Origin of the sequence: Mesorhizobium sp. CAU 1732 (assembly GCF_039888675.1) — a bacterium.
In the GTDB taxonomy this organism is placed as follows: domain Bacteria; phylum Pseudomonadota; class Alphaproteobacteria; order Rhizobiales; family Rhizobiaceae; genus Aerobium.
Map to the genome: position 1 here is coordinate 2,811,482 of NZ_JBDQQR010000001.1, position 12,038 is coordinate 2,823,519.

9 protein-coding genes are annotated in these 12,038 nt (G+C 65.1%); 8 read left to right on the plus strand and 1 reads right to left on the minus strand.

Annotated features, from left to right (window positions below):
- Positions 1–6: 6 nt before the first annotated feature.
- From AAFN55_RS13655 to AAFN55_RS13690, 8 genes are all read left to right on the plus strand, one after another.
- Entirely contained in the window at positions 7–1,068 is a 1,062-nt protein-coding gene (locus AAFN55_RS13655; RefSeq protein ID WP_347799383.1) for a 2-hydroxyacid dehydrogenase, read from the plus strand.
- A 31-nt stretch (positions 1,069–1,099) separates the two neighbouring features.
- A complete protein-coding gene (locus tag AAFN55_RS13660) occupies positions 1,100–1,777 on the plus strand; it encodes an L-fuculose-phosphate aldolase (RefSeq protein ID WP_347799384.1) in 678 nt (225 codons plus the stop codon).
- A gap of 23 nt (positions 1,778–1,800) precedes the next feature.
- Positions 1,801–3,315, plus strand: coding sequence for an FGGY family carbohydrate kinase (locus AAFN55_RS13665; RefSeq protein WP_347799385.1), 1,515 nt, complete (start codon positions 1,801–1,803; stop codon positions 3,313–3,315).
- Positions 3,312–4,862 carry an acetolactate synthase large subunit gene (locus tag AAFN55_RS13670; RefSeq protein ID WP_347799386.1) on the plus strand — a complete coding sequence of 517 codons (1,551 nt, stop codon included), beginning with the start codon at positions 3,312–3,314 and terminating at the stop codon, positions 4,860–4,862. Before AAFN55_RS13665 ends, AAFN55_RS13670 begins: the two co-directional genes overlap by 4 nt.
- Before the next feature lie 32 nt (positions 4,863–4,894).
- Positions 4,895–7,204, plus strand: a complete 2,310-nt coding sequence (locus AAFN55_RS13675) for a molybdopterin-dependent oxidoreductase (protein WP_347799387.1) — start codon at positions 4,895–4,897, stop codon at positions 7,202–7,204.
- A 13-nt stretch (positions 7,205–7,217) separates the two neighbouring features.
- The gene (locus AAFN55_RS13680; protein ID WP_347799388.1) at positions 7,218–7,787 is read left to right on the plus strand and encodes a peroxidase-related enzyme; all 570 of its coding nucleotides are present in this window, start codon (positions 7,218–7,220) and stop codon (positions 7,785–7,787) included.
- Between the two features lie 2 nt (positions 7,788–7,789).
- Positions 7,790–8,179 carry a rhodanese-like domain-containing protein gene (locus tag AAFN55_RS13685; protein WP_347799389.1) on the plus strand — a complete coding sequence of 130 codons (390 nt, stop codon included), beginning with the start codon at positions 7,790–7,792 and terminating at the stop codon, positions 8,177–8,179.
- 91 nt (positions 8,180–8,270) lie between these two features.
- Entirely contained in the window at positions 8,271–9,263 is a 993-nt protein-coding gene (locus AAFN55_RS13690) for an MDR family oxidoreductase (RefSeq protein ID WP_347799390.1), read from the plus strand.
- A gap of 91 nt (positions 9,264–9,354) precedes the next feature.
- On the opposite strand, the gene AAFN55_RS13695 is transcribed toward AAFN55_RS13690, so the two are convergent.
- A complete protein-coding gene (locus AAFN55_RS13695; protein WP_347799391.1) occupies positions 9,355–11,964 on the minus strand; it encodes a TRAP transporter permease in 2,610 nt (869 codons plus the stop codon).
- Positions 11,965–12,038 lie beyond the last annotated feature (74 nt).

The following is a 12,038-nucleotide window of genomic DNA, read 5'->3' on the forward strand; positions in this document are numbered from 1 at the left end:
GAAGAGATGAACAAGCTCGCAAGCACGGAGACCTTGACCGTCGGCATCATCGGCGACGGTTTCATGCAACCTTCCTTTTTCGACAAGGCCCTTGCGGCGCGCATGCCCGACCGGGCGCTGCGGTTCAAGCATATGCAACTCGACTGGCCGCTGAAGCTGACGTCCACCAAGCATGACCCGCATCTGCCGGTGGCCGAATTCGTGGGTCGGCCGGAGGATTATTTCGACTTTCTCTCCGACATCGACATTCTGGTCACCCATCTGGCGCCGATCACCGGAGAGAGTCTCGACCATGCGCCGCGCTTGCGCGTCATCGCCGTCTCCCGTGGCGGTCCGGTCAACATCGAGATGGCGGCGGCGCGCGAGCGCGGTATCACGGTCATCAACACGCCCGGCCGCAACGCCTCGGCCGTGGCAGAATTCACCGTCGCTTCACTGCTGGCGGAAACGCGCAATCTGATCCGCGGGCATCTCTCCGTGCGGGAGGGCGAATTCCGGCGCGACTTCTTCCATTTCGACCATACCGGGCCGGAACTTTGCGAACTGAGCGTCGGCATCGTGGGCTATGGCGATGTGGGAACGCGCGTGGCGCGCCTGCTGCGTCCCTTCGGCGGCAAGATCGTGTTCTCCGATCCGTTCAAGGAGCTTTCGGAGGAAGACCGCGCCGCAGGCATCGAGAAGGTGGAATTCGAGGACCTCGTGCGTCAGGTCGATGTGCTGACGCTGCATCCGCGCGTCACACCGCAGACCAAAGGCATGGTCGGCCGCGCCCAGATCGAGGCGATGAAACCCGGCTCCTATCTCGTCAACACCACGCGTGGGCAAGTTCTCGACTATGAGGCGCTCTACGACGCGCTCGTTTCCGGTCATCTGAAGGGTGCCGCGCTCGACACGTTTGCGCCCGAGCCGCCGCCGGCGGACTGGCCATTGTTGAAACTGCCCAATGTGACGCTTTCGCCGCATATCGCCGGCGCGTCCCGCTATTCCATCATCAAGGCCGCAAACATGATCGCCGAGGATATCGATCTCATTTTGCAGGGCCGGCCGCCGCTTCATCCGACGAAATAGACCAGAACCAACGACAAAGGACGCGCGTCAAATGACAAGCGAAGAACTCGCGCTGCGCACGGAAGTCATCGAATCCTGCCGCAGCATGAACCGGCTGGGCATCAACAAGGGCACGTCTGGCAATATCAGCGTGCGCCACGGCGACGGCTTCCTGATCTCGCCAACCGGCATTCCCTATGACAAGCTGGAGCCCGAGCATGTCGTGGCGATGAAATGGGACGCCACCTTCGAGGGCGACGTGCTGCCTTCCAGCGAATGGCGCTTCCACCGCGACATCCTGCAGGCGCGGCCGGATTTGAGGTCGGTCGTGCACACCCATTCCACGCACGCAACCAGCGTGTCCATCCTTGGCAAGGACATCCCGGCCATCCACTACGCCATTGCTTCGGCCGGCGGTCCCACCATCCGCTGCGCGCCTTATGAAATCTTCGGCTCGCAGGAGCTGGCCGACCGCGTCGTGAAGGCGCTCGAAGGCCGCCGCGCGTGCCTGATGGCGCATCACGGCGTGATCGCCGCCCATGTCTCCATCGCGCGTGCGCTGGCGCTGGCGGTGACCGTGGAGGAGTTGGCGCATCAGTACCTCCTGTGCCTGCCGATCGGCGAACCACCGGTGCTGAGCGACGAGCAGATCGCGGCGGTGCTGGAGAAATTCAAGACATACGGCCAGCAGAGTTCCACGGCGCTGGAAGGGTTGCGTCAGGCTTCGTGAGCCAGGGTCAGGACCTCTAAAACATGACTTCCGTCCTCGTCTGCCTCGATTCGGGCACCACCACCGTCAAGGCTGCCGCCTTCGATATGGCGGGCCGGATGGTATCGAGCGCGCAGCGCGACAACAGCGCCTTGCGCCGGCAAAGCGCTGTTGTCGAACAGGACATGGCCGTAACACGCGCCGACGCTTTTGCCGTGCTCAAGGCCTGCATCGCCAAAATCGAGGGCGAGGTGGCCGGCATCGTGGTGACGGGGCAGGGCGACGGGCTGTGGCCTCTCGGCGCAGACATGCAGCCGGTGGGCCACGCGATCACCTGGCTCGACGGACGATGCCGCGCGCTGACGGCGCGGCTGCAAGCGGATGGCGAGGCATGCCGCGTCATCGAGGCGGTGACGGGCGCACGCCCGACCGCCGCCTCGCAAAGCCTGCATTGCGTCTGGCTTGCCGAAAACGAACCGGATCGTCTGGCGCAAATCGCCCATATACTGCGCGCCAAGGAGTGGCTATTTTTTTGCCTGACCGGAGAGCTCAAGGCCGAGCCGAGCGCGGTGCTGCCGGTCTGGGGTGACTGGCGCGGCGGGCAGGCTTCGCCCGCAATCCAGGAGGCCCTGGGTCTCGCACGAGGCATCGAGCTTCTACCGGAACTGGCGTCCATTGCCGAATGCCGGGCAGGGCTTTCGCCCGACATCGCCGGCGATCTCGGGCTAGCGGCCGGAACGCCGGTGCTTTTGGGACCTGGCGACGTGCAGGCGACACTGATCGGGCTCGGCCTCGGCAGCACGCCGGATGTCACGCGCGCCTCCATTTTCGGCACCAGCGCGATCCATGCCTGCCACCTTTCCGACCCGGCACAGATGCAGGAAAAGCCAGCCGGCGCGATGATCCAACACTATGCGCTGGGGGAGGGCTATCTGTGCTTCCATCCGAGCTTCAACGGCGCGACCCTGTTGAAGCATCTGGCGGCCAAGCTCGCCGAACAGCCGGCGGCGGCCGCGCCCTCTTATTCCTCCTTGATCCTGCACCCCTTTTTCGAACCGGGCGGTGAGCGGGCACCTTATACGACGCCCTATGCCAGCGGCGCGCTGTTCGGGGTGACCGCCGATACCAGCCCGGCCGAGATCGCCTGGGCGGGACGCGAGGCGCTGGCCTTCGTCGCCCGCAAGAGCCATGAGATGATGAACGCGCCGGAAGGCACGCTGGCCCTCGGCGGCGGGCTTGCGGCGGACCCGCATTTCGCCGGCTTTCTCGCCACCGCGACCGGCCAGAAGGTTGCATGCAACACCGGCGGCGATTCCGGTCTGCGCGGATTGGCCATGATAGGTGCGCGCTTCATCCATGGACTGTCGCAGGAGGCGGTCGCAAAGGACTGGCGTGGTGCGCCTGACGCATGGGCCGAGCCGCAATGCGCAACGCGCGACTACGCTGAAAGCAAATACCGCCTTTTCGTGCGTCTGATCGACGCTATAGAGCCGTTTTGGGAAGCGATTGCCGATCTCGGCGACAAGTCGCGACTGCCGATGAAGGACCCACCCCGATGAATGGCGCTGATCTTCTGTGCGAAACCCTGCTCGCAAACGATGTCGATGTGTGTTTCGCCAATCCCGGAACCTCGGAGATGCATTTCGTCGCCGCACTCGACCGGCAACCGCGCATGCGCTGCGTGCTCGGCCTTTTCGAAGGCGTGGTGACGGGGGCCGCTGACGGCTATGCCCGCATGGCCGACAAGCCGGCTGCCACGCTTCTGCATCTGGGGCCGGGTCTCGCCAACGGCCTCGCCAATCTGCACAATGCGCGGCGCGCCCGCACCCCGATGGTCAACATCGTCGGCGACCATGCCACCTATCATCTCCAATATGACGCCCCGCTGACATCCGATATCGAATCGCTGGCGCGACCGATGTCGCATTGGGTCGAGCGTGCGGACACGGCCGATGCAGTCGGCACCCGCACCGAAGAGGCGATCCGCGTCGCGCGGGCCCAGCCGGGCCAGATCGCAACACTGATCCTTCATGCCGACGCGGCCTGGAACGACGTGACGTCCGACGCCATGCCTTCGCCCATCGAGATCGCATCGCCGAACAAGCCCGACGCCGTGCGCATCCGTGACGCTGCCGCCGCCTTGCGCAACGGCCGCACCACCACCATTCTGGTGAGCGGCAAGGCACTGCGCGAGGGCGAGTTGGAAACGCTCGACCGGATCGCGCAGAGGACAGGCGCGCGCCTGATGGCGCAGCAATCCAACGGCCGCATGCAGCGCGGCGCGGGACGCGTCGTGCTCGACCGCGTCCCCTATGTCATCGATCTGGCGGTCGCCGCCTTCGCAGATACCGAGCAGGTGATCCTGATTGCGGCGAATGCGCCCGTCGGCTTCTTTGCGTATCCGGGAAAGCCGAGCAGCATGCTGCCGGAGGGCTGCACGACCTTCGACCTCACGGAGCCGGGGCAGGATGTGGCGGCCGCCATTGCCGCGCTTGCCGGCGAGGTCGGTGTGGGCGAGGCGAGGCCGAAGCTCGCGCCGCGGCACCGTCCCGACATGCCCGCCGGCGCGCTGACCAAGGAGGCGATCGCCATTGCGCTTGCCCTTCACATGCCGGCCAATGCCGTGGTGTGCGACGAGTCCGTTTCGTCGGGGCGCGATTTCTTCCGTTACACCTATGGCGCGGAACCGCATGACTTCCTGCAATTGACGGGCGGCGCAATCGGCATCGGGCTTCCGCTCGCCACCGGCGCGGCCATCGCCTGTCCGGACCGCAAGGTCGTGGCGCTCCAGGCTGACGGCAGCGGCATGTATACGGTCCAGGCGCTGTGGACACAGGCGCGTGAACGGCTCGACGTGGTGACCATCATCTTCGCCAACCGCCGTTACCAGATCCTGCATGGCGAGCTGAAGAATGTAGGCGCGGGAGCGCCGGGCGAGAATGCGAGCCGGATGCTCGATCTGGTCGATCCGGCGCTCGACTGGGTCGGACTTGCCGCCGCCATGGGCGTGGAGGGCGCACGCGCCGAAAGCGCCGAACAATTCTCCGATCTTCTGCGCGCCGCATGCGGCCGCAAGGGACCGTTTCTGATAGAAGCAATGATTTAAGGGCAGAGCCCCTCGATCTCCGGAACAACGACATGACCATCAAGCGCTACGCACATTGCAGCCATTGGGGTGCCTACACGATCCTCGTGGAGGACAACGAGATCGTCGGCGTAGAGCCGTTCGAGCACGATCCGGCGCCATCGCCGATCATCGATTCCGTGCGCGAATGGGCCAAGCCAGACCGCCGCATACTTCAGCCCATGGTGCGCCAGGGATGGCTGGAAAAGCGCGAGAAGAGCGATCGGCACGGGCGCGGCTCGGAAAAATTCGTGCCCGTGAGCTGGGACGATGCGACCGACCTCGTCGCGTCCGAAATCCGCCGCGTTTCGGCCGAGCACGGCAATGCCTCCATCTTCGCCGGTTCCTATGGCTGGACGAGCTGCGGGCGCTTTCACCACGCCTCCTCGCTGCTGAAGCGCACGCTGAACCTCGCCGGCGGCTTTACCGGTCATGTCGACACCTATTCGATCGCTGCGGGACCGGTGATCCTGCGCCATACGCTGGGCGACAGCGCGGCTTGCGACGGCAAGGGCAACACGCTCGACACGATCGCCGAACACACCGATACGCTGGTCGTGTTCGGTGCGCTTTCGCCGCGCACCGCGCAGAGCGAAGCGGGCGGTCTCGGATCCCATACCCTGGAGGGCTATCTCAAGCAGATGGCGGCCCGCGGGATGAAGATCATCCTCGTCTCGCCGCTGAAGGACGACATGCCGGATTGGGTAGGTGCCGAGTGGTGGCCTATTCGCCCTAACACGGACGCGGCCCTCATGCTGGGGCTCGCCGGCGAAATCCTCAAGGCAGGCCGTCACGACGGCGACTTTCTCGCCCGCTGCACCAGCGGCTCGGAGCGCCTGCTTGCCTATCTCGACGGCAGCCTCGACGGAGAGCGAAAGGATGCGGCCTGGGCGGCCTCGATCACCGGTCTCGACCGGGAGCAGATCGCAACGCTCGCGCGCCGGCTCGTCGATACGCGCTCCATGTTGACGGTGAGCTGGAGCCTGCAACGCGCCCATCACGGCGAACAGCCATTCTGGGCTGCGCTCGGCCTTGCCTCGCTCATCGGCCAGATCGGCCTTCCCGGCGGCGGCGTCGGTTACGGCTATGCCTCGCTCGGCGGCGTCGGCGCGCCGATGAATGTCGGCCGCTCGCCCGCCATCTCTCAGCTTACCAAACCGATCGACAGCTTCATTCCCGTGGCGCGCATCAGCGACATGCTCCTGAACCCCGGCAAGTCCTTCACCTATGAGGGCGCGACACGCGTCTATCCCGATGTGCGGCTGGTCTACTGGGCCGGCGGCAATCCGTATCACCATCATCAGGACTTGAACCGCCTTCAGGAGGCCTGGAGCCGGCCCGAAACCATCATCGTGCAAGACCCGATGTTCACCGCCACCGCCCAGCGTGCCGACATCGTGCTGCCGGCCTCGACATCGATCGAGCGCAACGATCTTGCGGGCAACAGGCGGTCGGATTTCATCCTCGCCATGCACAAGGCGATCGAGCCGCTCGGAGAGGCGCGCTCCGACTTCGACATCTTCAACGCCATCGCCGAGAAGCTCGGCGTCGGCGACGCGTTCAACGAAGGCCGCGACGAGATGGGCTGGCTGCGCCACCTCTACGAGATCAGCCGCAGCGACGCCGAAACGCGCCTCGACTTCGAGATGCCGGATTTCGAAACGTTTTGGGAAACAGGCTATGCGCGTGTCCCGACGCGGGCCGAACACACCTATCTGGCCGAATTCCGCCAGCATCCGGAGGAATTTCCCCTCAACACCGAAAGCGGCAAGATCGTGCTCGGCAGCGAGACGCTGGCGCGGCTCGACTATGCCGATTGCCGCGCCCATCCGTCGTGGATCGAGCCCGCCGAATGGCTCGGCAATGCCAGCGGGCCGCATCAGTTTCATCTGATTTCGCATCAGCCGGCAGGCCGGCTGCACAGCCAACTCGAGACGGGCGGCGCCAGCCTCGCCATGAAGCGAAAAGGGCGCGAGCAGGCGCGCATCAACCCTGAGGATGCCGGTCGGCTCGGCGTCGAGGACGGCGCAACCGTGCGCATCTGGAACGAGCGCGGAGCGAACCTCGCCACCGCATGGGTCACCGACACGGTGCGCGTCGGCGTCGTCGTGCTGCCCACCGGAGCGTGGTTCACGCCGGTCGGCAATAGCGGGTTGGAAATGGCCGGCAATCCCAATGTGCTGACGCTCGATGTCGGCACCTCCCAATTCGGGCAGGGCTGCTCGGCCCACACCTGCCTCGTGCAGGTGGAGCCCTATGCGGGCGATGCCGGCGACGCCTTCGATATCTATCAGAAGAAACTGGCCTCGCTCGTGGCCGTATAAGGGAGTGAAAACCATGTCCGCCCCAGCTATCAGCCGCTTTCCGGTCCCTGAGATCAAGGACCTTCCAGATGACGTGCGCGAGCGCATCCTGACAGTGCAGGAAAAGTCGGGCTTCGTGCCCAATGTCTTCCTGACGCTCGCCTATCGTCCCGACGAGTTCCGCGCCTTCATGGCCTATCACGACGCGCTGATGGACAAGCCCGGTCCAATCACCAAGGCCGAGCGTGAGATGATCGTGGTGGTCACCAGCAACGCCAATCAGTGCCAGTATTGCGTGGTCGCGCATGGCGCGATCCTGCGCGTTCGCGCAAAGAACCCTCTGATCGCCGACCAGATCGCAATCAACTACCGCAAGGCCGACATCACGGAGCGTCAGAGGGCGATGCTCGATTTTGCGATGAAGGTTTCCGGGCGCGCCTACGAGGTGGACGACGAGGATATGGAAACCCTCAAGGGCCATGGCTTCAGCGAAGACGACATTTGGGACATCGCGGCGATCTCGGCCTTTTTCGGCATGTCGAACCGCCTCGCAAACGTGACCAGTATGCGACCCAACGACGAATTTTACACGATGGGGCGCTGAGGATGGTCCTTGGATACAAGGCGATGTTGGCCGAGGCCGACGCCGTGGTGCGCTCGGTAAGCATCGACGAGATGACGAAGACGTTTTCCGACGGCGATATCGTGATGGTCGACATCCGCGACCCACGGGAACTCGAGCGCGATGGCATGATACCCGGTGCTTTTCCTGCGCCGCGCGGCATGCTGGAATTCTGGATCGACCCCGAAAGCCCGTATCACAAGCCGCGATTCGCCGAAGGCAAGACTTATGTCTTCTACTGCGCCTCGGGATGGCGTTCGCTGCTGGCGGCAAAGCTCGCGCAGGAAATGGGCCTGGATGCACGCAGCATGCGCGGCGGTTTTTCTGAATGGAAGACGGCCAGCCATCCGGTCGTCGAGATGCCGAAGCGCTAAAGCCATTCCAGGATAGCGGAAATCGGTTGTCCGCCCGCAATAGCGCTTGAAAACGCGCGCCCATGAGATTTGACCACAGGGAGTGAGATCGTTGAGTGAACCGTTCGATGCCATGATGATCGTTGACGACGCGGGCAAGCCGAAGGCTGAATTCCGCAAGCTCACGCTCGCCGAACTGCCCGACCACGACGTGCTCGTCGAGGTCGCCTATTCGACCCTGAACTACAAGGATGGCCTGGCGCTCAGCGGGAAGGGGCGCATCGCGCGCCGGCTGCCCATGGTGGCGGGCATCGACATTGCCGGCACTGTGGTGGAGTCGCGCTCGCCCGACTGGAAGCCCGGCGACAGGGTCGTCGCCAATGGCTGGGGCATGTCGGAAACCGAATGGGGCGGCTACTCACGCTTTGCCCGGCTGAAGGCGGAATGGCTGGTGGCGCTGCCCGACGCGTTCTCGCTCGAGGATGCCATGGCGATCGGAACGGCCGGCTACACGGCCGCACTTTGCGTCAACGCGCTGGAAGATTGGGGCGCGATCGCGCCGCGCAACGGCGAGGTTCTGGTGACGGGTGCGGCTGGCGGCGTGGGATCCACCGCCATCAGCCTGCTCTCAAAAAAGGGCTATGCCGTCACCGCCTCGACGGGACGGCCCGAAACGCATGACTATCTGTCAGCGCTCGGCGCGAGCCAGTTCGTGGACCGTGCAAGCCTGGCCGAAAAGGGCGGCGCCCTTCAGAAGGAACGCTGGATGGGGGCGGTGGATTCGGTCGGTTCGACCACGCTCGCCAACGTGCTCGCCCAGACCGTCTATGGCGGTGCGGTCGCGGCCTGCGGGCTGGCCGGCGGCATGGATCTTCCCGCAACCGTCGCTCCGCATATCCTGCGCAGCGTGGCACTGCTCGGCATCGATTCCGTGATGGCGCCCAAGGCAAAGCGTGAACGGGCCTGGAAGACGCTCGCCGATCACCTCGATGCAGCGCATCTGAAGACGATTGCACGCACGGAACCCATGTCCGCATTGCCCCAACTCGCGCAGGACATTGTCGCCGGCAAGATTCGTGGCCGGGTGGTGATCGAGATCGCCTGACGGCGGTCTTGACCTTCGAGGTCGCGCGCGGCGTCACCCGTCCGGTCTGGGAGCCGGACGCGGGCCTTCGCCAGCCCGCAGCCGCCGTCTATTAAGGCATCCTCGACATGCCGGGCTGATCCCAATCGCGGCGGCGCCATTGCAACGCGGCGACGAAGCCGATCAGCGCCAGCGCCGGAATGTACATCCATTCCGCCGTCCACCGGTCGGGATTGCGCACCTCCACCCGCGTCACGTTCTGCCCCGCCTCCAGACCGAGGCGTTCGGCCTGACTGCGGAAGCGCGCGTTCATGATCTGGGTCTGGCCGCCGAAGGCCATGACCTGCACGCCGGCCGCCGCCAGGCGCTCCTCGCCCGGGCGGCTCGCGTCGCCCATCGGAAGCTGGACTATGCGGGTATAGTCATTGCCGGACAGATCCATGCCTCCGACCTCGAAGCGCAGGAATCCGTTCTGCGGCACCTCTGCCGCCAACTCCACAATGCGGTCGGCCGGCTCGTCACGGTAGGGATCGCCAACCCTGTCCATGAAGAAGCCCGGCCTGAAGAGCATGAAGCAGGCGAACAGCAGCACCGCCGATTCCCACAGCCGGCTGCGGCTGACGAACAGGCCCTGCGTCACCGAGACGAAGGCGAGCATGGCTATCAGCGAGCCGGTGACGACGATGATCAGTTGCAGCCAACTGTCGATCCCGATCAGCAGGAGTTGGTGATTATAGATGAACATCAGCGGCAGGATGGCGGTGCGCATCTCGTAGCGGAACGACTGTATGCCGGTCTTGAGCGGATCGGCACGGGAAATGGCCGACGCCGCGAAGGACGCGAGCCCGACCGGCGGGGTCACGTCGGCCATGAGGCCAAAATAGAAGACGTAGAGATGGACGGCTACGAGCGCTACGGCGAGACCGTTCAGCGTTGCGACCTCGACGATGACGGGCGCCATCAGGGTTGCCACCACCACGTAGTTGGCGGTGGTCGGCATGCCGAGCCCGACCACCATGCAGATCAGCGCCGTCATCAGCAGCATGATCAGCAGGTTGCCGCCTGAAATCGTGATGACGATCTCGGAGAGCACGAGGCCGATGCCGGTGAGCGCGACGGTGCCGACGACGATGCCGGCCGCAGCCGTCGCGATGCCGATGCCGATCATGTTGCGCGCGCCCGCGATCATCCCCTCGCGCACGTCCACCAGACCTTCCTTCAACGGACCGAGCCAGTCGCCCTGCTTGCGGAACAGCGCGATCAGCGGCCGCTGGGTCGCGACCAGGAAGATCAGCGCGCAGGTGCCGTAGAACGCCGACAGACCCGGCGAAAGCTCCTCGACCATGAGGCACCAGACGAGGATGAAGACCGGCATGACGTAGTGGATGCCGGAAGGCGCGATCTTCACCGCATCCGGAAGCTGCATGGCGAGTTCGTCGGGATCGTCTTCCTCGAGGTCGGGGAAGCGCGCGCGGGCCGCCACCGAGGCGACATAGATGGCGAGTGCCCCGATGCCGACGGCCCATGTCGCGTAGTGCCCGAACAGGGTGCGGGTCCAGCCGAGGCCGTAATAGACGGCGGCGCAGAAGATGATGAAGCCCGAAATCGTCATGCCGCCGATCGCGAGGCCCACCGCGCGCGGGCGGTAGTTCTGCTTGGGCAGGCCCTTCATGTTGTATTTGCGGGCCTCGAGGTCGACCACATAGAACAGCGACAGGTAGGTCAACAGTGCGGGAATGATCGCGTGCTTGACCACCTCGGCATAGGGGATGCCGACATACTCCGCGATCAGGAACGCGGCAGCACCCATCACGGGCGGCATGATCTGGCCGTTGACCGAAGCCGAGACCTCGATCGCGCCCGCCTTGATCGGGGAGTAGCCGACCCGCTTCATCAGCGGGATGGTGAAGGTGCCGGTGGTGACCACATTGGCGACCGAGGAACCGGATATCAGGCCGGTCGCCGCCGAGCCGAGCACGGCCGCCTTGGCGGGGCCTCCACGCAGATGGCCGAGCAGCGCAAAGGCCACCTTGATGAAGTAGTTGCCCGCGCCGGCGCGTTCCAGAAGCGCTCCGAACAGCACGAACAGGAAGACGAAGGCGGTGGACACGCCGAGCGCCACGCCGAACACGCCCTCCGTCGTCAGCCAGTATTGCGATGCCGCGCGCGACAGCGAGGCGCCACGATGGGCAAGAAGACCGGGCAGGTGTGGCCCGAGGAAGGCGTAGGCGAGGAAGATCGTGCCGACGATAGGCAGCGCCAGACCGAGCACGCGACGTGCGGCTTCGAGCAAGAACAGGATGCCGGCGCCAGCGACGACGAGGTCCATCGTGCTCGGCAGGCCCGGGCGGCGCGCGATCTCTGCCTGGAAAAGGAACAGATAGCCGGCGCAGAAAGCGCCACCCAGCGCCAGCACCCAGTCGCTCAGGGGGATGTGGCCGCGCGGCGACGATCTGAACGCCGGATAGGCCATGAAGGCGAGGAAGATGGCGAAGGCCAGATGGATCGAGCGCGCTTCGGTGGCGTTGAAGACGCCAATGCGAAACTGGTAGGGCAGGGGCGAGGCATACCAGAGCTGGAACAGCGTCCAGGCCAGCGGCACCGCCATCAACATGAACCGCGAGAAGCGATCGGCCGGCGCCCTGCCGCCGGTATCGGCTTCCGCCACTATCCGTGCAAGCGCGTCGGCCTGCGGCTGCGTCTCTTCGCGCGCTGCGTTCATGACCGGTCTCCCGCCGTTCCCTTGGAATTGTCGTTGTTGCTCCGAGGGCGGCGCTGGGCCGCCCCCGGAAAGTC